General features: G+C 64.7%; 16 protein-coding genes. 3 read left to right on the top strand and 13 right to left on the bottom strand.

All coding sequences use genetic code 11. The features are described from left to right. Positions 1 to 4 precede the first annotated feature (4 nt). The 3 genes from AB1N67_RS20585 to AB1N67_RS20575 are packed head-to-tail and all read left to right on the top strand — an operon-like array spanning position 5 to position 4,071. A complete protein-coding gene (locus tag AB1N67_RS20585) occupies positions 5 to 1,546 on the top strand; it encodes an MFS transporter (RefSeq protein ID WP_043207406.1) in 1,542 nt (513 codons plus the stop codon). A gap of 27 nt (positions 1,547 to 1,573) precedes the next feature. After that, positions 1,574 to 2,635, top strand: a complete 1,062-nt coding sequence (locus tag AB1N67_RS20580; RefSeq protein ID WP_043207407.1) for an HlyD family secretion protein — start codon at positions 1,574 to 1,576, stop codon at positions 2,633 to 2,635. After that, complete coding sequence (locus AB1N67_RS20575) at positions 2,632 to 4,071, top strand: efflux transporter outer membrane subunit (protein WP_043207408.1); 1,440 nt, start codon at positions 2,632 to 2,634, stop codon at positions 4,069 to 4,071. The genes AB1N67_RS20580 and AB1N67_RS20575 overlap by 4 nt, the downstream gene beginning before the upstream one ends. A gap of 113 nt (positions 4,072 to 4,184) precedes the next feature. Here AB1N67_RS20575 and AB1N67_RS20570 read toward each other — a convergent pair whose 3' ends face one another. The 13 genes from AB1N67_RS20570 to AB1N67_RS20510 all read right to left on the bottom strand — a co-directional run bounded on the left by AB1N67_RS20570 (position 4,185) and on the right by AB1N67_RS20510 (position 20,459). Then, entirely contained in the window at positions 4,185 to 5,009 is an 825-nt protein-coding gene (locus tag AB1N67_RS20570; protein WP_367863342.1) for an SDR family oxidoreductase, read from the bottom strand. 90 nt (positions 5,010 to 5,099) lie between these two features. Then, positions 5,100 to 5,564, bottom strand: a complete 465-nt coding sequence (locus AB1N67_RS20565; protein WP_043207411.1) for a hypothetical protein — start codon at positions 5,562 to 5,564, stop codon at positions 5,100 to 5,102. Positions 5,565 to 5,725: 161 nt separating this feature from the next. After that, a complete protein-coding gene (locus AB1N67_RS20560; protein ID WP_043207412.1) occupies positions 5,726 to 7,180 on the bottom strand; it encodes a mannose-1-phosphate guanylyltransferase/mannose-6-phosphate isomerase in 1,455 nt (484 codons plus the stop codon). Between the two features lie 33 nt (positions 7,181 to 7,213). Continuing rightward, a complete protein-coding gene (locus AB1N67_RS20555; RefSeq protein ID WP_043207413.1) occupies positions 7,214 to 7,861 on the bottom strand; it encodes an alginate O-acetyltransferase AlgF in 648 nt (215 codons plus the stop codon). 13 nt (positions 7,862 to 7,874) lie between these two features. Then, positions 7,875 to 9,032 (bottom strand): alginate O-acetyltransferase, encoded by a 1,158-nt coding sequence (locus AB1N67_RS20550; RefSeq protein ID WP_043207414.1) that lies wholly within the window; start codon positions 9,030 to 9,032, stop codon positions 7,875 to 7,877. A 10-nt stretch (positions 9,033 to 9,042) separates the two neighbouring features. Further along, the gene (locus tag AB1N67_RS20545) at positions 9,043 to 10,500 is read right to left on the bottom strand and encodes an MBOAT family protein (protein WP_070576265.1); all 1,458 of its coding nucleotides are present in this window, start codon (positions 10,498 to 10,500) and stop codon (positions 9,043 to 9,045) included. Between the two features lie 122 nt (positions 10,501 to 10,622). After that, entirely contained in the window at positions 10,623 to 11,729 is a 1,107-nt protein-coding gene (locus tag AB1N67_RS20540; protein WP_043207417.1) for a mannuronate-specific alginate lyase, read from the bottom strand. A 7-nt stretch (positions 11,730 to 11,736) separates the two neighbouring features. After that, positions 11,737 to 13,182, bottom strand: coding sequence for an alginate O-acetyltransferase (locus tag AB1N67_RS20535; protein ID WP_090346837.1), 1,446 nt, complete (start codon positions 13,180 to 13,182; stop codon positions 11,737 to 11,739). Positions 13,183 to 13,195: 13 nt separating this feature from the next. Continuing rightward, positions 13,196 to 14,758 (bottom strand): mannuronan 5-epimerase AlgG, encoded by a 1,563-nt coding sequence (gene algG / locus AB1N67_RS20530; RefSeq protein ID WP_182816359.1) that lies wholly within the window; start codon positions 14,756 to 14,758, stop codon positions 13,196 to 13,198. Positions 14,759 to 14,777: 19 nt separating this feature from the next. Next, on the bottom strand, positions 14,778 to 16,256 hold the full coding sequence (locus AB1N67_RS20525; protein WP_043207420.1) for an alginate export family protein: 1,479 nt from the start codon (positions 16,254 to 16,256) through the stop codon (positions 14,778 to 14,780). Then, on the bottom strand, positions 16,253 to 17,764 hold the full coding sequence (gene algK / locus AB1N67_RS20520; protein ID WP_232092067.1) for an alginate biosynthesis TPR repeat lipoprotein AlgK: 1,512 nt from the start codon (positions 17,762 to 17,764) through the stop codon (positions 16,253 to 16,255). Before algK ends, AB1N67_RS20525 begins: the two co-directional genes overlap by 4 nt. Before the next feature lie 13 nt (positions 17,765 to 17,777). Then, on the bottom strand, positions 17,778 to 18,941 hold the full coding sequence (locus AB1N67_RS20515; protein ID WP_043207421.1) for an alginate biosynthesis protein Alg44: 1,164 nt from the start codon (positions 18,939 to 18,941) through the stop codon (positions 17,778 to 17,780). A 36-nt stretch (positions 18,942 to 18,977) separates the two neighbouring features. Continuing rightward, the gene (locus AB1N67_RS20510; RefSeq protein ID WP_043207422.1) at positions 18,978 to 20,459 is read right to left on the bottom strand and encodes a glycosyltransferase family 2 protein; all 1,482 of its coding nucleotides are present in this window, start codon (positions 20,457 to 20,459) and stop codon (positions 18,978 to 18,980) included. Between the last annotated feature and the right edge of the window lie 28 nt (positions 20,460 to 20,487).

The raw sequence follows: 20,487 nt of genomic DNA, 5'->3' as shown, positions 1-20,487 counted from the left end.
GTCCATGAGTTCCCTGTCCGCGCCTTCCGCCGTGCCTGTCGCCGCTCCGGCGCCTGCAGCACCGGTGCAGACGGCGTTCGGCCTGCGGGTGGTGGTCGGGCTGTTCGGCGTGTTGTTGGCGGTGCTCTGCGCCGGACTCAATGAGGCGGTGACGAAGATTTCCCTGGCCGACATCCGCGGCGCCATGGGCATCGGCGCCGATGAAGGCGCCTGGCTGCTGGCGGTGTATTCGGCCGCCTCGGTCTCGGCCATGGCCTTCGCGCCTTGGATGGCCGGCACCTTTTCCCTGCGCCGCTTCACGTTATGCGCGACCGGTCTGTTCGCCGTGCTAGGCCTGGTCCAGCCCTTCGCGCCCAATCTGCACAGCCTGATGCTACTGCGCATCGTCCAGGGCCTGGCATCGGGGGCCTTACCGCCGATGCTGATGACCGTGGCGCTGCGCTTTCTGCCCCCGGGTATCAAGATCTATGGCCTGGCCTGCTATGCCCTGACCGCGACCTTCGGCCCCAACCTGGGCACGCCATTGGCGGGCTTGTGGACGGAATATGTCGGTTGGCAGTGGGCGTTCTGGCAGATCATCCTGCCGTCGGGTCTGGCCATGTTCTGCGTGGGCTGGGGCTTGCCCCAGGACCCGCTGCGTCTGGAGCGTTTCAAGCAATTCGACTGGCGGGGCGTGGTGCTCGGCCTGCCGGCCATCAGCTGCATCGTCCTGGGCTTGTCCCTGGGCGATCGTTGGGGCTGGTTCGATTCGCCGCTGATTTGTTGGCTGCTCGGTGGTGGCGTGCTGCTGCTGGTGCTGTTCATGTACAACGAATGGTCCGAGCCACTGCCGTTCTTCCAGCTGCGCCTGCTGACGCGGCGCAACCTGAGCTTTGCCCTGGTGACACTGGCCGGCGTGCTGATCGTGCTCTCGGGCGTGGGCAGCATCCCTTCGGCGTACCTGGCGCAGATCCAGGGCTATCGCCCGGCGCAGACCAGCCCGTTGATGATGCTGGTGGCCATGCCGCAACTGATCGCCCTGCCGCTCACGGCAGCACTGTGCAACATCCGTGCGGTGGACTGCCGCTGGGTGCTGGCGCTGGGCCTGGGGATGCTGGCGGTCTCCTGCGTGGGCAGCAGCCTGTTGACCTCGCAATGGATCCGCGGCGATTTCTACCCCTTCTACCTGCTGCAGGTGTTCGGTCAGCCGATGTCGGTGCTGCCGCTGCTGATGCTCTCCACCAATGGCATGACGCCCCAGGAAGGCCCGTTCGCCTCCAGCTGGTTCAACACCGTCAAGGGGCTGGCCTCGGTGATCGCCACCGGGCTGCTGGACGCCCTGGGCACCGTGCGTCGGCATTTTCATTCCAACCATCTGGTGGACAGCCTGGGCAACGCGCCACTGGTCGATGACCAGGCGGCAGGCCTGGCCCGGCGCCTCCACGAACAAGCCCAAGTGCTGACTTCGGCCGACTTGTACCTGGTCATGGCCGGTGTCGCCGTGGCCCTGATCTGCCTGATTCCTTTCGTGCCTACCCGGATCTACCCACCGCGTGCGGTGGCCTGACGCCTGGATGAATTCGAGACTGTAGAAATGACCAACAACCGCAAGACACTCGTGATCGGCTCGGTGCTCGCCGTGGCCGTGCTGGCTGCCCTGGTGACCCCCTGGATGCTGGGCAGCGACCACCGGCAAAGCACCAACGATGCGTATGTGACCGCCGACTACACCGTAGTCGCGCCGAAGGTGCCAGGTTTCATCAAGGAAGTGCTGGTCGAAGACAACCAGCAGGTCAGCGCCGGCCAGTTGCTGGCGACCATCGATGATCGCGACTACCGCGCGGCCCTCGACGCCGCCCAAGCCCAATTGCTGGTGGCCAAGGCGCAGAGCGCCGATGCTCGCGCCACCCTCGAGCGTCAGGCGTCGTTGATCGCCCAGGCCGAAGCGGCGGTGAAGGCCGCCCAGGCCGAAATGGCCTTTGCCGATCATGAAGTGACCCGCTACAGCCGCCTGGCAGAGCAGGGCGCCGGTACCGTGCAGAACGCCCAGCAGGCGCGCAGCCGTGTCGAGCAGGCCCGCGCGCGTCTGGCCAACGCCCAGGCGGCGTTGGTCGCCACGCGCAAGCAGGTGGACATCCTCACGGCCCAGGTGGCGAGCGCCGAGGGCCAGCTCAAGCGTGCCGAGGCTGGCGTTGAGAAAGCCCAGTTGGATCTGTCCTACACCCGCATCACCGCGCCGGTGGATGGCATGGTCGGCGAGCGTGCCCTGCGCATCGGTGCGTACGTCAATCCGGGCGCGCGTCTGCTCTCGGTGGTGCCGCTGCAGCAGGCCTACGTGGTGGGCAACTTCCAGGAAACCCAGCTCACTCACGTGCAGCCGGGCCAGCCGGTGAGCATCAGTGTCGATACTTTTTCCGGGGAGAAACTGCACGGCCATGTGCAGAGCATCGCCCCGGCCACCGGCGTCACCTTCGCCGCGGTCAAGCCAGACAATGCCACCGGCAACTTCACCAAGGTGGTGCAGCGTATTCCGGTGAAGATCGTCTTCGATGATGGCCAGCCACTGCTCGAGCGCCTGCGGGTGGGGATGTCGGTGGTGGCGACCATCGACACCGACGGCGACACCCTCGATGGCAAAGCGGTGAGCGCGCGATGAAGGCGGTAACACGCATTAGCCCTCTGCTGCTGGCGGTGATGCTCGCCGGCTGCACCCTCGGGCCGGATTTCAAGCGCCCCGAGAGCCAGGCGCCCCAGGCCTGGGCGCAGCTGCAAGGCGAGGCGGCGGCAAGTCAGCCGACCGCCGAGCCGCTGGAGCTGCGCTGGTGGGACAGCTTCCACGATGCCCGTCTGAGCGCGCTGATCCAGCGCGTCGCTGAACGTAACCTTGACCTGCAGATGGCCAGTGCGCGCCTGCTGCAAAGCCGCGCCTTGCGCAGCACCGTGGCGGCCGACGAGGTGCCTTCGGTGGATGTGAACGCCGGCTACAGCCGCGCGCGCAACAGCGCCGAAGGCCTGAACGACCCGTCTGGCAAAGCGGGCAAGTCTGCCTTCAATCTATGGCAGGGCGATCTGGTCGCAGGCTGGGAGCTGGACCTGTGGGGACGGGTACGTCGCCAGGTCGAGGCGGCCGATGCTTCGGTGCAAGTGGCCGAGAACGACCGGCGCGGCGTACTGCTGGCGCTGTTGTCCGAAACGGCAGGTGATTACATCCAGTTGCGCGCGGTGCAGCACACCCTGGAAGTCACCCAGGACAACCTCAAGGTCGCCCGGCACAGCCTCAAGCTGTCCCAGGATCGTCAGGCCGAAGGCGTCGCTACGCGCCTGGACGTGGCCCAGGCCAGCGCCCAGGTGGCGTCGATCGAGGCGCGTTTGCCCACGCTGGAGGCGCGCCGCGACGACCTGATCAACGCCCTGAGCCTGCTCGCCGCGCAACCTCCGCGTAGCCTGCAAAGCGAGTTGCTGGCCCCTGGCGATTTGCCGACACCGCAGCAGCGCTTTGCCATCGGCCTGCCGTCAGCGCTCGCCGAGCGCCGTCCTGATATCCGCCAGGCCGAGGCGCGGCTGCACGCGGCTACCGCCAGCATCGGCGTGGCCAAGGCCGACTTCTACCCGAGCATTCGGCTCTCCGGCAGCGTGGGCTTGCAGGCCATGCAGCTGTCCGACTTCGGTGCGTGGGATGCCAGGCGTTTCGCCTTCGGCCCGCAGTTGTCGTTGCCGATCTTCGAAGGCGGGCGCCTGAAAGGCACGCTCGAGCTGCGTGAGGCGCAGCAGCAGGAGGCGGCGCTCAATTACCGCAAAGTGGTGCTGAGTGCCTGGCATGAGATCGACGATGTGCTGCGGTTGTACAACGCCAGCCAGTTGCGTCGCGATCATCTGGCCGAGGCGGTGAGACAGAACCGCGTCGCGCTGGAGACGGCCCAGCGACAGTACGTGGAAGGGGCGGTGGACTTTCTCAATGTGCTGACCGTGCAGAGCGCGCTGCTGGCCAGCGAGGAGCAGTGGATCGATAGTTCGGCGGCAGTGTCCCAGGCGCTGGTGGGGTTGTACAAAGCCCTGGGCGGTGGCTGGCAGGCGTTCGACGAGAAGGCCTAAGGGGCCGCTATGCGGCCCGTCCCAGGCTTCGCCAGCGCCCACAGGTACTGTGGCTTTCAAGGGCCGCAGGGCACCTGTGGGCGGGGGGTAGCCGCGAAAGGCGCTGCGCCGTATCAGAGTGGGCGCAGCAACCCGAAGCGTTTGCGCAGCACCTTGTCCAGCAACCGCCGGGGCAGCAGCCGGGCCAGCAGCGGCAGGGCCGTGCTGCCATTGCCCAGGCGTACCATGGCAGGCGTCGGGCGCTTACGGGTCGCTGCCAACAGCCCTTGGGCGAACACCGCGGCTGGCGTGGGTTTGTCCTGGGAAGCTCGGGCCCGCGCCTGGATGTAATTGCGCAACGGCCACCACGGCGAATCCGCCGCCAGCACCCCTTCGGCTTCACGTTGAGCGTTGTCGGCGAACTGCGAGGCGATGGCTCCGGGCTGCACTTCCATCACGCGAATGCCGAACGGCGCGAGCTCCAGGCGCAGGGCATCGCTCAGGGCATTCACGGCCGCCTTGGAGGCGCAGTAGGCGCCAGCGAACGGGGTGACCAGTACACCCGACACGCTGCCGATGTTCACCACCAGGCCCCGGTTGCGACGCAGCAGCGGGAACAGCGCGCGGGTGACCCCGACCACGGCAAAGACATTGGTCTCGAACTGCTGGCGCATGGCCTCGACGCCACCGTCGAGCAGGGGCCCCATGGCGCCGTAGCCGGCGTTGTTGATGAGGATGTCCAGACCACCATGGCGGTCCTGCAGCTCGTCGGCCAGACGCGCCAGGTCATCGGGGTGAGTGACATCCAACTGCCGCGCCGCAAAGCCTGCGGCGGCCAGTCGTTCGACATCCTCGGGCTTGCGGGCGGTGGCCCACACGTGGTGGCCGGCATCGCGGAAGGCGTCGGCCAGGGCGCGGCCGATGCCGCTGGAACAACCGGTGATCAGGACGGTGGGCATGGGTTCAGGCCTGTTGGCAGAGGGGATGGGTATGAACTTGTGTCGGCTCCCTCGCGGGTTACTCGCGAACGGCTCGACACCGGCAACACATTAGTTGGCGAATGTACCTTGCAGATGTTCGGCACGAAATTCCAATGTCTGCGGCCGGTACCCACTGCGCAGCGGCGGCAGGGGCAGGCAGTCGGTCCATTCGGCGCCCGGTTGCAGCTCGCCGGGGCCTCGGTAGCGCGGGGCGTTGTAGGTGTTCTCGGCCAGGTTGACGGTGTCACCTGGGGCATAGGCGGCGACGCGCCAGCGCAGTTCGGTGAGGGGCACTGAATTGCCGTTCTTCATGTGCACCTGCAAGGTGCGATCGGCAGGGCACTTGTCGGGGGCGTAGCTCAGGCGCAGGTCCAGGCGCGCCAGCTGCGAGGCTTCGCGACTGTCCTGCCACACCACCCCGAGTGCCACCAACCCGAGGCCGAACACCGCCGCCAGGGAAATCGGCAAGGCCTTGGCCGGGTAGCGCAGCAGCAGAACCAGCCAGGTGAGGATGAGCAGGGCGCCAATGAGCATGTCGTCCAAATTCCGTTTCGAGGATTTGGGTATCTTGGAGTTGCGAGCTTCAAGCTTCAAGCGGCAAGCCACAAGAAAAAAGCAGGGCGGTGGTGAATCCGAATGGTCGGTTCACGCCGCCCTGCTTTTTTCTTGCAGTTTGCCGCTAGCGGCGAGCCGCTCTACTGCGCAATGGTCTTGATCGAGATGCCGCGTTCCACTGGCGTCGAGGTGCGGCCATAGACATCTTCGAAGCGCTCGATGTCATCTTCGCCCAGGTAGCTGCCGGACTGTACTTCGATGATCTCCAACGGGATCTTGCCTGGGTTGCGCAGGCGGTGGACCGAGGCGATGGGGATGTAGGTCGACTGATTCTCGGTGAGCAGGAACACGTTCTCGTCGCAGGTCACCTCGGCGGTGCCGGACACCACGATCCAGTGTTCGGCGCGGTGGTGGTGCATCTGCAGCGACAGGCTCGCGCCCGGCTTGACGGTGATGTGCTTGACCTGGAAGCGTCCGCCCATGTCCACCGAATCGTACGAGCCCCACGGGCGGTATACCTCCAGGTGGTTCTGGGTCTCGCTGCGGCCTTGCTGGTCAAGGGTGTTGACCAGTTGCTTGACGCCTTGGACCTTGTCTTTGTGGGCGATCATCATGGCGTCCTTGGTCTCGACCACCACGATGTTCTCCAGGCCGATCACCGACACCAGCTTGCCGTTGCCGTGGATCATGCAGTTGTGGCTGTCTTGCACCACCACGTCGCCCTTGGTGACGTTGCCGTTGTCGTCTTTCTCGTGCACTTCCCACAGCGACGACCAACAACCCACGTCGCTCCAGCCGGCCGACAGCGGTACCACGCAGGCACGCTGGGTCTTTTCCATCACCGCGTAGTCGATGGAGTTGTCCGGGCAGCAGGCGAAGGTCGCAGCGTCGATGCTCAGCACGTCGCTTTGTTCGTCGCTGCGCTCCAGGGCCAGAAGGCAGGTGTCGTAGATGTCCGGGTCGTGCTTTTTCAGCTCTTCGAGGAAGCGGCTGGCGCGGAACAGGAACATGCCGCTGTTCCAGAAGTAACCGCCGGCGCGGACGAACTCGTTGGCGCGCTTCTCGTCGGGTTTTTCGACGAACTGCGCCACGCGCGCCACGCCTTCGGGCAGCAGGGCATCCTGGCTGGAGCGGATATAGCCATAGCCGGTTTCAGGCTTGGTCGCCGGCACACCGAACAGCACCATCTCGCCGCGCTCGGCGGCCACGGTGGCCAAGGCCAGGGCGCGTTGCAGGGCCTTCTGGTCCTCGATCACATGGTCGGCCGGCAGCACCAGCATCAGCTCGTCGCGGCCTTCGTTGACCAGCTTCATCGCGGTGATGGCCACCGCAGGCGCGGTGTTGCGACCGAAGGGCTCCATGAGGATGCCCTGGGTCTGCAAGTTGAGTGCGGCCAGTTGCTCCTGGACGATGAACTTGTGGTCCTTGTTGCAGACCACGATCGGGCTGTCCATGCCTTCGAACACCAGGCGCTCCAGGGTTTGCTGGAACAGGGTGTGCTCACCGGTCAGGGCCAGGAACTGCTTGGGGAACTGCTTGCGCGACAGAGGCCACAGACGCGAACCGCTACCACCAGAAAGAATTACCGGAATCATGATGTTTCTCCAAAAGGTCGATAGGGGTTTGAATCAGTTGCTGGCAACGGGACGGGTGACCCAGACCGGCGACAGGTTGCTGCCGGAACCTGTGACATAGAGCACCGCGGCTTCACCGCGCTCAAGGGCGACCGGCTTGAGGTCGCTGACTTTCTTGTCGCCTTCGTAGAGGGCCAGGCTGACCTTGACCGGGTTGATCTCGCGCTCGCCACGGCCTTTGGCGGCCACAGGCTTGACCACTTCGGTCTTGCCGTCGGCAGTCTTGAGGGTCAGCGACTGGTCGCTCAGGTTCTGCACGCGCACCAGGGCTTTCTGCTTGTTCTTGAACGGTGGTTCTTCGATCAGTTGCGGGCTGCCGCCAGCGTTGTTGACCAAGGTGTAGTACTTGTCCGCGGCCAGTTTGACCGGGACGCTCTTGCCGCCGACCTGGGCGGTGTAGTCACCTCCGGGCAGGAAGCTGAAGTCGCTGCTGGCCTGGGCGCCGACCGGCTTGATCTGGGTGTTGCCCACCGACGCCGCGGCAGGGCTGGAGGAGGCGTTGTACAGGCGCACGAAGGTCGAGCCTTTTGGCGCGCTCGGGCCATAGAGCGCCGCATCGGCGCCGGCCAGGGCCTGCAGCGAGAGCAGGGACAGGCCCGCAGCGAGGGTGAAGGCTTTAGCGAAGGAAGGTTTGTTGGTCATGTTGATGTCCTCTTCAGTGAACCGTCCGATTGGACGACAGGGCCAGGTTTTCTTCGGTCTTGCGGGTGTTCTTCAGCTGGGCGATCCAGGTCGGATCGAAGGCGCTGAGGTCGTTCTTCATTGGCAGATAACGTTCGGGGAATTCCCACACCACCACTTGCGGGGGAGCGTCCTTGAAGGCGTCGCTCTGCAGGTACTTGAGCATTGGCAGCAGGGGGCCATGGCCGTCTTCGGCGTAGTTGGCCACGTCGCTGCGCAAGGCTTGCTGCAGGGCGCCGAGGAAGTTCCAGTGCGGGTTGGCGCTGTAACTGGTACCGACCAGCGCCACCGGGATCCGGGTTTCGGCGAACAGCGCGTCGCCTGCTTCACCTTCGGCCTCGACCGGACGGGTGCTGCGTTGCTGCAGATTGTCCGGTGAGGGCAACAGGTTGCTGAACAGTGGGTCCAGCGGCAGGAAGTTGGTCAGGTCGCCCTTGTAGGGGCTGGTGGCGCCGGCTTCGGTGATGAACGCCTGCGGGTCGCCATTGAGCAGGCTCTGGCGCGACACCGCCTCGGCCAGAGCCTGGGCCGCGACCTCGGCACCCATGGGCGTCCAGTGGGTGTCGGTGCGCAGGAACACCTGGCCACGGGCCTTGGCCTGCTCCAGGGGCGCGAGCAGATCCGGAGCGAAGACTCCGGCCTGGCGGGCCTGGGCGTGGAACTGGTTGTACAGGTTCTCGTGCAGGCTGGCCGGTTGGTCCTTGCCCAGGTACTCGGAATAGATCCGCGCCTTGGCCGGGACGATCGCCAGCACCAGCTGCGTGCCCTGGCGCTGCAGGGTGTCGCGCACGCCGCGGATCAGCGCCAGGTTCTCCTGCATCAGCTGCTCGGCGCCGGCAGTGGGCTTGAACTCCTCATCGCTGAACAGCCACTGCTCGCGGCCCAGCACGACGCCCGGGCGGCCTTCGTTGAACAGCTTGTAGTCCAGCGCCGCCCACAGGTTGGTGCCGATGCGTTTGATCGGGAACTGCTCGTCGTAGTGGGTCTCGGCGGCCTTGGCCAGCTTGCCGTTGAGCAGGGTCATCTGCTCGGTGCGGTTGAAGCTTTCAAGGCCGCCCACCGACCAGGCGCCAAGCCCGGTCAGCAGGCCCAGGAACGACAGGGAATAGGTGATGCGTAGTGTCCGGTTCATGGTCCTGTCCTCAGAACTGGAAGTAGAGGAACGGCGAGTAGCTCTGCGCCGAGAGCTTGAGCACCGAGGCAACGAACAGCAGCAGGACCAGGGCGCGGGTCATGACGCGGGTCCAGTCCAGGCCCACGGAGCCGTCGGCGTTGATCTGCACCGGGGTGGCCTTGGGCGTGGGCTTGGCGTTGCGGTAGAAGTCGCGCAGGCCGAACACCGCCAAGGTGACGTAGGCGACCACCAAGGTCGCGACCTGCAGGCCGGTGAGCTGGGCGCGGTTGAGTTCCGACAACTGCCACTCACCGAAGCTGAACATGGCGCCGTACATGCGGCCGGCCACGTGCAGGTTCTCGGCGCGGAAGATCACCCAGCCAACCACCACCAGCAGGAAGGTGAACGCCCACTTGATCGGGTTGAAGCGCTGCGGGTTGGTGTCGATGCCCAGGGCGCGCTCGATGGCCAGCCAGGTGCCATGCCAGGCGCCCCAGATGATGTAGGTGAAGTTGGCGCCGTGCCAAAGCCCGCCCAGCAGCATGGTCAGGAACAGGTTGCGGTAGGTGTTGAAGGTGCCTTTGCGGTTGCCACCCAGGGTGATGTAGAGGTAATCACGCAGCCAGGTCGACAAGCTGATGTGCCAGCGCCGCCAGAACTCGGTGATCGACTGGCTGATGTACGGCTGCTTGAAGTTCTCCATGAAGCGAAAGCCCATCATCAAGCCCAGGCCGATGGCCATGTCGCTGTAGCCGGAGAAATCGAAGTACAGCTGCGCGGTGTAGGCCAGTGCGCCCAGCCAGGCATCGCCCGTGGTCGGGTTCTGCAGGGCGAAGCAGTGGTCGGCGACCACCGCCAGGGTATCGGCGATGAACACTTTCTTGATGAAGCCCTGCATGAAGCGGGTGCAGCCTTCGGAGAACTTGTCCAGGGTGTGGGTGCGGTTGTTGAACTGGTCGACCAGGTCCTTGAAACGCAGCACGGGGCCGGCGATCAGGTGCGGGAAGATCGCCACGAATGCCGCGAAGTCGATCAGGTTGCGCGTGGCCGGGGTGTCGCCGCGGTACACGTCGATGATGTAGCTGATCGACTCGAAGATGTAGAACGAGATACCGATCGGCAACAGCACATGGGTGAGGATGAACGGTTCCAGGCCGAACGACGTGATGATCGCGTTGAGGCTCTCGACGCCGAAGTTGGCGTACTTGAAGTAGCCCAGAATCGCCAGGTCGACTGCCACACCCAGCAGCAGCCAGCGTTGGGCTGGCTTGGTACGCACGCCCGCGGCGCCGACTTTGAGGCCGATCCAGTAGTTCCACAGGGTGACACCGGCGAACAGTGCCAGGAAGTCCACCCGCCACCAGGCATAGAAGATGTAACTGGCGATCAACAGCAGCAGGTTGCGATAGCGTTGCCCGCTCAAGTAATACAGGCCGAGGAAGATCGGCAAGAACAGGAACAGGAACACGTTGGACGAGAAGACCATCCCGGTTCTCCTTTTTTGTTCACAGCATCCGGGGCACAGTGCCCCCCAAACCCCCCACTCGAAAGTGGGAGATACCAAGGCCCTGTGGGAGCGGGTTCACCCGCTTCCCACAGGGTGTCGTGTCACTTCTTGCTCTCTGCGCTCGGGTCGTAGACCCGGGTCAGGTCTCCGCCTAAGCGGAAACTGTTGAACGGCTGCATGCCGCGCTTGCGCTGGAGGGTGTCGCCACTGCACGCATAGAGGCTGCAGTAGGGCTCCATCCACGAATACTTGCTGTCGATCTTCAGGTCGTGCATGTCCTGTTTCTCGCCGTTGCGGGTCTTGAACGCGCTCGGATCCTTCGACCCGCTGAGCACTCGTTGCGCCAAGCGCTGCAAGGCGTTGTTGTTCTCGCCACGCACGTCCACGCCGTTGACCTGGGCAAAGCTTGCGATCATCGCCAGCGGCGGCAGGGCGTAGTTGTGGTAGGCCAGGGCTCGCTGCTTGCGCTTGAGCTCGTTGGGTAAAAAGCCCTGTTCGTCCACCTGGTTGGCGCCGACCTTGTATTCCTTCACCGCCCAGTCGAACAGGTCGCGCCGGTCGGTGGCCACGGCGGTGGCCATCACCGACCAGGCCGCCCAGTAGCTGTGGTTGTTGATCTTCTCCAGCGGCAGGTCGCTCCAGTCGCGCACGGTCTGTTCGGCCAGGCGCGCCAGCCATTTCTCGATCAGCTCGGCCTCGGCCTGGTGCGCGGCCAACGGCTGGGAGTTGGAGAACTTAAGGCGCAGCCACGAGCCGCTCATGCTGCCCAGCGCCCATTTGCGCATCGACTTGCCGGTGTGGTTGTAGTCGGTGGACGCCAGCGCATCGGCCCGCGCCCAGGTACCCAGCCAGGTCAGGGCGCAGTCGAGCTGGGCCGGGCGGCCATCGCGCATGTACTGGCCGACCATCTTGCTGACGCCACGCTCGAGCGTGGTGATGTCCTCGGTGGACTGGCGGAAGGCCTTTTCGGACGCCTTGTTCAGGGTCGCACGGGCACCGTCGGAGCCTTCGTACTTGCTGCGAAACTGCAGGGGGCCGGTGTAGGGCTTGGGCGCCGGTTCGCAGCGGAAGTTGCCGTCGCCTTTCTTGAGCTTCTCGATGCCTGCGTAGTAGCCCTGTGGCGGCACCAGGCTGCCGGCCTGCGCGGCCGGGCCGAACAGGGCCAGGGCGAGCAGGGCAGGTGCGGTGATTGTGCGCAATGGGTTCATGGTCGCCTCACTGGCCGGCCTGCGCGGTGTTCTGCGCATGACCGGCGAAGTTGTTGCGTTTGCACAGCTTGGCCTCGACTTTCTGGGTGCCGGTTTCCGGCCCCTGGATCTCGAGGGCGAGCAGGTTCTGACTGGCCCAGTCCTCGTCTTCGCGCATCTGGAAGACGAAGCGGCCGTCGGTGTCGGAGGTTTCCGGCTTCTCGATCTTGATGTCCTCGTGGCGGCCGTTGAGGTACCAGAGGGTGGCCTGCAGGACCTTTACCGAGGTGTCCTCGAACTTGATGTCCAGCTGGTGATTGCGGTTGATCAGGTCTTTGATCACACCGCCCTTGCCGTTGACCATCAGCTCGTTCTTACCGGGCTTGAGGGTGGCGCTGGCGCTCATCTGGGCCGGACGGTCGTCACAGCCGTCGTCGAGCAAGGCGAGGATCTGGCGCCAGATGGTTTCCTGGTCCAGGCGGTACAGCGGCGAGAACTCCCAGATGAGGATCTTCGGTGGGTTCTTTTTGAACTCTTCACTGCCCAGGTACTGGATCATCGAACCTTCCAGGCCACCACCGGGGAAGGCGACGTTGAGCACGTCGGCACCGATGTACTGCTGCAAGAAGCCCGAGAAGTTGTAGTTCTTGCCGCTGTGGCTGGTGCCGACCAGGGTGATCTTGGCATTGCCCGAATCGCCGAACAGGTCGTCGCCATCGCTCGCACCGCCCTTGGGCTCGGTGGCGAACTGGTCCATGTACTGCACCGCATAGCTGGTGCCGCAAAGTTGCCCGGCGACGTTGTGCAGGGTACCGGTCTTGCCCATGCGGCCGGACTTGTGGGTTTCGAATTCCTTGCGCGGGATGCCTTCGAAGGCTGGCATCTTGTGTACGGTGTCGGCCACGATCTTGGCCGCGCGCTCGGCGCCGTAGGGCGTCCAGTGCTGGTCACCGCGGAAGTAGAAGTCCTTGCCCTGGTCGGCGGCGGCCAATTGCTCGTTGGTCAGCGGCGACAGGTCGGGCACGTTGTAGCCCATGCTGGCGAAGCGCTTGAGCATGGCCTGGTAGTTGCCCAGCGCCTTTTGATAATCGAAGGCGGCTTTCTCGGCGGGGTTGAGCATGTTGCGGTTCACCAGGCCACGGGTTGGCTGGTACACCAGCACCAGTTCCACGCCGCGTTTCTTGAACGCGTCATGTACCTGTTGCAGGCGTTTGTAGCCGGCCGGGGTGGTGTTGAATTCGGTGCGCAGGTCTTCGCGGGTACGGAACAGCCAGTCGCCTTTGGCCTGGACCAGAGTCGTGAAGTTCTGCTGGTAGCGGGTCACGTAACGGCTGGCGTCGTGGGCCTCTGGGCACAGCTGGCAGCAAGGCTCGGCGGTGAAGCTCGGGGCCTGCACCTCGGCGGCGCGCACGCCCTGGCTGATGGCCAGGAGGGCGGCGGACAAGCCGAGCAGTTTCATCAGATGCGGAGTCATGGTCTGGGCTTCCTTAATCGATCATTTCGGTCTGGCGTTCGACCGGGTCGATCAGCACGGCCTTCTGCTGGCGCACCAGCAGGTCGAGGATTTCGTCCTGGCGCTCGCCGAGCACGCCGTTGAGGCTGATGCCGTTGGCCTTGCGCGGGGCGAGCATGGAGACCTTGTAGAGCTCGACCGACAGCGGCGAGTCGATCGACAGGGGACCGGAGCCATTGGCCGCCAGTTCACCGCCGACCACGATCAGCGAGACTTTGGCATCGAAGGGGTCCAGGGCGATGTCGCGGTCGGTGTCGGAGAGGTCCTTGATGTGCCCGTACACGCCCACCAGGCCGTTGGCCATGGCGAGGTTTTCGTACAGGCGGATGTTCACGCTGTTGCGCACGCGGATGCCGTGCCGGCGGTTGTTGAGCAGCTTGTTGCCGTAGATCAGGTTGTCGCCACTTTCGTACAGCGTGATGCCGTCGGTGTGGTTGCGGTAGATCTCGTTGTAGGCCACCAGGTTGTTGACGCTGTTACGGTCCAGGACCACGCCGGAGAGCTTGTTGTCGTAGCTCTTGTTGTTGATGATCCAGCTGTCGTTGACCTCACGCGAGACGATGATCCCGTGCTTTTTCTTGGTGCCGTACACAGTGTTGCCGGCGATGATCAGGCGGTGCGAGCGGTCGTGGGGGTCGATGCCGTAGACGATGTTGTCGCGATAGGTGTTGTCCTTGATCACGAAGTCCTGGGTCTCGTAGCAATAGAAGCCGTACCACATGTCGCTGAATTCGGAGCCGATGATCCAGCCGGTAGGTTCCGGACGGCCCATGCGCTTGGCCATGTTCGGCGTGTACTGGGAGATACTGACGCCATACGACTTGGACTTGGCGTAGCCGAAGCTGGCCATCTTGCTGTTGACGATGTAGGTCTCGGTACCGCCCCAGGACAACAGGAACGGACGGAACTCGTCCGGCTTGCGGAAGGTGGCGGGGCCGTTGTCCTTCTCGCGCCAGGCGGTGACCTGGGTGTCGGTGACGAACAGCTTGCCGTCGTTGATCAGAAATGACCCGCCCTCTTGGGACAGGCGCAGTTCCTTGACCTTGCCATTGATCTCCAGCACGCCCTTGCGCCCGACCACGATCGGCAGGCGTGCCAGGTACACGCCCGGCTCGGTTTCGCGCAGGTACTGCTTGGGCACCTGCTTGCTCAACTGCACCAGGTCCACATGGCCATCATCGATGAAGATCGCCTGGGGAATGCCCTGCTGGCGACGAACCCACTCGGCGCCTTTGTTGTCGCCGCCGATGAACTCCTTGAGCGATTCCTCCTGGAGCATGCGGCGCACGCTGACCTTGCCTTTATGGCTGCGGTCGAGCTTTTTCTGAACCGCTTCGGCGGTGTAGCCGGAGAGGTCGGGCAGCTTGGGCGGGTCCATCTGCAACGGCTCGATCGGCGCGCTGGAGACCGTGTAGGTCTTGGCCTGCTGCAATTCCTTGACCACCGGCTTGACCGGCTCGGCATAGGCCAGGCCGCTGCTGGCCAACAGCAGGGCACTGGCCAGCAGGCCATGGCGAAAATGCGGGTGAAGGTTCATGAGTGTCCTCTCCCGGGCCTCAATAGCGCCAGATCACGTCGACGAAGGCGCGGTGCATGTAGGAATCAGCTTCGCTGCCGTAGGCATCGCCTGGCTTGAACACGCCGGCACGCAGGCGCACCAGGGCCGACGGCTCGTCGATGGCTTGGCTCATCGAAGCCGGCAGCAGGCCTTGCTTGAAGTACTTGGTGACCACCACGTCCATTTCCTGGCCCAGGTCCTTCTCGCCATTGATCAGCGGACGGTTCACACCGTTGTCCTCGACCACCGCGTTGATGCCGCTGGAACCGATGTTCTGCTGGTCATCGACGCGCCAGAACTTGTGGTAGATGAAGCTTGCGTCATAGTCGTCGCGCAGTTGCCAGGAGGCGAACAGGGTGGCCGCCTGCAGGTTGCCCAGCTCGCCACGGAAGGCTTCGCCGAAGCGGTGCACGCGAGAGCGGGTGCCGGTGAAGTTGGAGCGGTTGCTCTCGAGCCCGGTCTGCTCGTAGTTGCTCGAACCGTCGCTGCCGCCACCGCCGCTGCCACGGGCATAGGCCGCACCGACCTGCCAGTTGGGGTCCAGACGCAGGCGTACACCCAAGTCGGTGGCCCAGGCGTTGACATCGCCGCTCTGCTTGCCGGTGGCGACTTGGTCGTTGCCCACGGTCTGGGTGCTGAGGGTGTCGCGATCGCCGGTCAGCCAGGTGACGCTGCCCCAATAGTTGACGGTGTGGTCGTTGCGCCAGTTGTAGGCGTCGCTGTTGGCCTCCAGGCCCAGCCAGGTCAGATCGCCCGTGCGGGTCTTGTCCAACGGGTCGACGGTTTCACCGGGGTCTTTCAGGCTGCCGCTGTCACTGGAGTGGTGGGCGCGCACGCCGACCCAGTGCCCAGGTGTCCACTGGGTGGCAACGTTGCCGTACACGTGGGTGCGGTCCTTGTCCTCGGGCGCAAGCTCGGTGAGGTCGGTGCGGTATTCGCTGAAGCGCTGTGCCACGCCCAGGTCGGCCTTGAGCAGGGTGGTGTCGAAGGTCCAGTTCAACGCTTCGATGTTGGTGTCGCGCCACATGCCGTCGTCGCTGCGCAGGCGTTGGCGGCCCAGGCGCAGCTGTTCGCCTGGGTAGGGCGTGAAGCCGCTGTAGCCGACCCAGAACTCGCGCATGGCCAGGTAGCTCTTGTCCGGCTTGCGGCTGTCATCGGCGTTGTCCACGGTGCTGCCGTCCTCGGACTGGCGCAGCGTGTCGGTCTCGATGATATCGGTGGCGGCTACTGCCTGGCCCATGGCGAAGGCGCTCCAGTTGCCGCGTTCGCCGTAGACCCAAGGGCGCAGGTCAAGGCCCAGGCCGTTGACGTCACCGCCGGAGCGGGTGCCCAGGTCGCGGTCGTCCTCGGATTGGCCGGTGATCTTGATGTCCAGGCCGAAGTTCTTCTCGGCGGTCATGTCCGCCAGGGTCGGGCACGACCACAGCAGGGCGAAGCTCAGGCCAATGCCGGCTTTCACGAAGGGATTGAGCGTCATAGCGAGTCCTCACCGTCTACTTCTTCTTTTGCGTCGTCTTGCAGGGCTTCGAAGGCCAGGGGGTTGGAACCGACCTGGGCCATGCTGCCGCGTGCCTGCTTTTCCTGGTCCAGCAGGCGCTGGGCCTGGTTGCGCTGGTCAGGGCTCAATTGCGTGTCGAGCTTTTGCAGCAGCTCGGTCGATTGCGGCGACGGGTTGGCCTGGGCCAGTTGGGCGAACACCCAGGCGTTGGCCGGAGCAGGGCGAATGCCATGACCTTCGCTGAACAGTTGGGCCAGGGCGTAGTCGGCGCTGTTCTGCCCGCCACGGGCGGCACTGAGCAGGTGGTCGACGGCTTTTTGCGGCTCGACGTGGCCCAGGTAGCCACGGCGGTACAGCTGGCCGAGGTAATAGTGGGCGCTGACCTCGCCGGCGGCGGCGGCGGCCTGCAGGTGTTCTTCGGCTTTGCTGGCGTCGGCCGGGAGCGTCTTGCCTTCGTAGTAGAGGCGGCCGAGCAACAGTTCGGCGCGGGGCTGCTGGGCCTGACGGCCCTTTTCGATGTAGGCGAGCAACTGGTCGTTGTCGCCCAGCTCCGGGAAGTCGTACACCAACTGCGCCAGGCTCACCCAGGAAGCCGGATTGACCGGGGCGACTTGCTCGAGCAGCTCCTTGGCGGTCTTTTCGTCGGTCTGGCCCAGGCTGCGGTCTGCCAGCACGCGGGCGACGCTGTCGACCCGGGTGGCCGGCACGATGCCACGGCCATAGGCGGCCTTGAGCTGCTGGATCAGTGCGGCCTGCTGGTCGGGCTGGGCGCGCTTTTGGTAGACGGTGGCCAGTTCCACATAGCAGATGTCGGTGGTGTCCAGCGCGGCCTTGCAGATTTTTTCGACGTCGCCCAGGTGCTGGTCGTAGGTGCCCTGGGTGCGGTAGAGCAGCACCTGGGCCAGGCCCGCCTCGGGGTTACCGGCGGCGCGCCACTGGTCGATCTGCTGCTGGGCGTTCACCTTGGGGAAGCTCTGCGGGTATTGCAGGTAGAGCATCGCCAGCGGGATCAGGGTGTTGCGCTCGCCTTGCTGGGCGGCGAGCTTGAGCAGGGTTTCGGCCTCCTCGCGCTCGGCCTGGGTAGTGCCAGGCTTGGCCACCAGCAGGCGACCCAGGCGTGCCTGGGCTCGGGGCGAGGTGGCAGCGGCGGCGCGGTAGGTGGCCTCGGCTGCCTTGAGCTTGGCAGGGTCCTGGCTGGCGACCTGGATATCGGCCAGGCCCACTTGGGCATCGCTGTAGCCAAGGTCGGCCAGGGCCTTGTAATTGCGCTCGGCCAGGGCGGTGTCCCCGCGCTTCATGGCCTCGTTGGCCAGACGCTGGTCGGGCAGGCCCGAGCAGCCGGCCAGGGCGACGGCCAAGGCCAGGCCGCACCAGGCCAGCGGGCGAATGCTGCGCGCAGGGCTCGATTCGATCCCTGTGGGAGCGGGTTTACCCGCGAACAAGGCCCCGGCCGCTTGCAGCGGTGTCATACGGTTCGAAGGGTTCATGGTCCGATCCCTCTTACAGCCCGCGGGCTACGGCTTTGTCGATCAGCCAGTCCAGGGACGGGCCACGATCGGCGTTGACGGCCGCCGGGCGACCGGCCAGTTCTGCCGGCAGGCCACTGTCAGGCTTGATCTGCACGCGGATATCCGAGGCCAGGTCTTCGCTGTTGAGGCTGGCGCTGCTGACGATCTTGCCGGTGCGCATCTCGTCTTCGCCGGCCACCTGGAACTGCACGCGGGTGCCTGGCTTGACCTGGTCGAACTGGCGATAGCTGAAGCGCGCCTCGACCATCGGGTTGGTGGTGCGTGGCACCAGTTGGAAGATCGGCTGGCCCTTGCTGGCGTACTGGCCGTCATCCACCAACTGGCGGGCGACGACGCAGTCGCATGGGCTGGTGAGCGTGCCGGAGAGCTGCTTGCCGAACAGCTCCTCGACCTTGGCGGGCTCGAGCTGCGAGTCGTCCAGATGGCCTTTGAGCAAATCGAGCATGCTGGTGCTGAAGCTTGCCAGCGGCGCGCCCTTGACCACCTGGGCGCCGTTTTCCACTAGGCTCTGCACACTGCCGTCGCGCGGCATGGTGACGTTGGTGGTGGGCACCGAGACCACACCGGCCTCGGCGTGGCTGACGAAGTACATGCCGTACAGCGACTTGGCGATGAAGCCGAACGCGGCCACGCCGACCACGAACACGCCCAGGCTGACGGTCACCGCGCGCAGGCGACCGAAGGCCGAGAGCCCCGAGCCGCTGTCTTTCTGCTTGCGTGCCTTGGTGAAGTTGTCGCGTTGCAGGGTGCTGAGCACGCCGCCGACGTTGATCATCTCGCCGGACAGGAAAGTGGTGATGATATGGCGCAGGGTGGCCACGTCGCGCGGTTCGAGGTTCTGGAACTGCACGCCGGTGCGACCGGTGCTCTGGTAGGAGCGCACCTGGAACTCGACGTCCATGGACAGGCCCAGGTTGTCGACCGTGAACTGCAGGCGACCGCGCAGCACATCGCCGACGTTCAAGGGTTTGCTGGTATGGAAGGACAGGCCCCCGGCGGAGAGATCGTCCACCTTCACATCGTGCGGTTCGCGATTGCGGTCCAGGTAGCGCAGCTTGGCAGGGATACGTACCCGGACATGCTGGCGCTGGGCTTCGGACTCATGCACGACATTGGCGTTCACGGCGGTATTCATGGCGATTTCGTTCCTGTTAGATCCGTTCCGGGGGGCTCACACGACCATGAACAGCACAGCGACGAAGATGCTGGCTGCCGAGAAGGTCATGGTCCGTGAAGACCAGGTGTTGAACCATTGTTGAAAGCTTTCGAGGTCACGCTTGAGGGCAGTCGGCTGACGGGTCCAGGACTGCTTGTCGAGGCGGAAGAACACGTAGATCTTCATCAGCGCGCCGACGATCTGGTTGTAATAGAGAATCAGCGGGTAGGCCGGCCCCACGTTATGGCCCGAGCACAGCAGCATGATGGTGAGGATCAGGCGGGTGATGCCGATCCACAGCAGGTACACGAGCAAGAAGCCCATGCCGAACTTGAGGCTGGCGATCACCGCCACCGTCAGGCCCAGCAGGCTAGTCCACATGGACACGCGCTGGTCGAGCAGGACGATGCAGGTGAACAGGCCCAGGCGCTTGAGGCCCAGCCCCAGGGCGCGGGAGTTCTGCCGCAGGTTGTTGCCGTACCAGCGGTACATCAGCTTGCGGCTGGCCTTGATGAAGCTCTTCTCCGGTGGGTGCTCGACCGTGTTGATCGCAGCATCCGGCACGTAGAAGGTGTCGTAGCCCAGGCGCATCAGGCTGAACCAGCTGGACTTGTCGTCCCCGGTGAGGAACTTGAAGCGGCCCAGGCGCCAGTGGTGCAGCGAGTCGCTTTCCACGTCGGCGATGAACTCAGGATCGGTCACCACGCTTGCGCGGAACATCGACATGCGCCCAGTCATGGTCAGCACGCGCTTGGACAGGGCCATCGAGCACATGTTGATGTGGCGCTGGGCGAAGCGCAGCTTGTGCCACTCGCTCATGATGTAGCCGCCGCGCACTTCGCAGAATTCGTTGGTGGTCAGGCCACCGACATTGGGGAACAGCTTGAACCACGGCACGGTCTTGCGGACCACGCCTTCACCGAGCACGGTATCGCCGTCGATCACCGCCACCACGGCATGCTCGTCCGGCATCATCCGCGAGATGGCCCGGAAGCCATAGGCCAGGCCATCGCGCTTGCCGGTACCGGCGATGCGCACGAAGTCCAGGTTGACGTGGGCGGGCGGGTTGTACTTGGCCCACAGGCTCTTGACCAGCAGCTCATCGGACATCTCCACCAGCGAGCAGACCACGGTGGTGGGGAAGCCGCATTCGATGGCCTCGCGGATCACCGAGCTGTACACCTGCGCGGTGGTCAGGGCATCGATGCGAAAACTGGTGACCATCAGGTACACGTGGGACGGGTCGGCAGCTTTGCCCAGCTTGCGTACCTTGCGGCGCAGGTAGGGGTAGACGCCGTAGAGGAACACCATGCCACGGATGAAGTGGGTGGCGCCCATGGAGTAGCGCCAGATGCCGACCGCGCCGACCAGGAAGATGAAGTGCTTCGACTGCGAGTCGAAGATGTCGCTGGGCAAGGCCAAGGCGATCAACATGAGCAGGCTCATGTAGAGCAGCCATCCGGCGCACTGCAGCAGCACTGTCTGGAGTCTTTGCATGTTCAGCATCCGTCGCGCGAATCAGGGG

Source organism: Pseudomonas guariconensis, from assembly GCF_040822035.1.
In the GTDB taxonomy this organism is placed as follows: Bacteria; Pseudomonadota; Gammaproteobacteria; order Pseudomonadales; family Pseudomonadaceae; genus Aquipseudomonas; species Aquipseudomonas guariconensis.
The sequence above is the reverse complement of the archived record's forward strand: the minus strand, read 5'-3'. Positions and strand labels throughout refer to the sequence as shown.

What these genes read in the sequence shown, in the direction of transcription:
- AB1N67_RS20540 (WP_043207417.1), bottom strand. Translation starts at nt 11,729, where the DNA reads ATGAACCCATTGCGCACAATCACCGCACCTGCCCTGCTCGCCCTGGCC.
- algK (WP_232092067.1), bottom strand. Translation starts at nt 17,764, where the DNA reads ATGAACCCTTCGAACCGTATGACACCGCTGCAAGCGGCCGGGGCCTTG.
- AB1N67_RS20535 (WP_090346837.1), bottom strand. Translation starts at nt 13,182, where the DNA reads ATGACTCCGCATCTGATGAAACTGCTCGGCTTGTCCGCCGCCCTCCTG.
- AB1N67_RS20555 (WP_043207413.1), bottom strand. Translation starts at nt 7,861, where the DNA reads ATGACCAACAAACCTTCCTTCGCTAAAGCCTTCACCCTCGCTGCGGGC.
- AB1N67_RS20510 (WP_043207422.1), bottom strand. Translation starts at nt 20,459, where the DNA reads ATGCAAAGACTCCAGACAGTGCTGCTGCAGTGCGCCGGATGGCTGCTC.
- AB1N67_RS20550 (WP_043207414.1), bottom strand. Translation starts at nt 9,032, where the DNA reads ATGAACCGGACACTACGCATCACCTATTCCCTGTCGTTCCTGGGCCTG.
- AB1N67_RS20570 (WP_367863342.1), bottom strand. Translation starts at nt 5,009, where the DNA reads ATGCCCACCGTCCTGATCACCGGTTGTTCCAGCGGCATCGGCCGCGCC.
- AB1N67_RS20585 (WP_043207406.1), top strand. Translation starts at nt 5, where the DNA reads ATGAGTTCCCTGTCCGCGCCTTCCGCCGTGCCTGTCGCCGCTCCGGCG.
- algG (WP_182816359.1), bottom strand. Translation starts at nt 14,758, where the DNA reads ATGAACCTTCACCCGCATTTTCGCCATGGCCTGCTGGCCAGTGCCCTG.
- AB1N67_RS20580 (WP_043207407.1), top strand. Translation starts at nt 1,574, where the DNA reads ATGACCAACAACCGCAAGACACTCGTGATCGGCTCGGTGCTCGCCGTG.
- AB1N67_RS20575 (WP_043207408.1), top strand. Translation starts at nt 2,632, where the DNA reads ATGAAGGCGGTAACACGCATTAGCCCTCTGCTGCTGGCGGTGATGCTC.
- AB1N67_RS20560 (WP_043207412.1), bottom strand. Translation starts at nt 7,180, where the DNA reads ATGATTCCGGTAATTCTTTCTGGTGGTAGCGGTTCGCGTCTGTGGCCT.
- AB1N67_RS20545 (WP_070576265.1), bottom strand. Translation starts at nt 10,500, where the DNA reads ATGGTCTTCTCGTCCAACGTGTTCCTGTTCCTGTTCTTGCCGATCTTC.
- AB1N67_RS20525 (WP_043207420.1), bottom strand. Translation starts at nt 16,256, where the DNA reads ATGACGCTCAATCCCTTCGTGAAAGCCGGCATTGGCCTGAGCTTCGCC.
- AB1N67_RS20565 (WP_043207411.1), bottom strand. Translation starts at nt 5,564, where the DNA reads ATGCTCATTGGCGCCCTGCTCATCCTCACCTGGCTGGTTCTGCTGCTG.
- AB1N67_RS20515 (WP_043207421.1), bottom strand. Translation starts at nt 18,941, where the DNA reads ATGAATACCGCCGTGAACGCCAATGTCGTGCATGAGTCCGAAGCCCAG.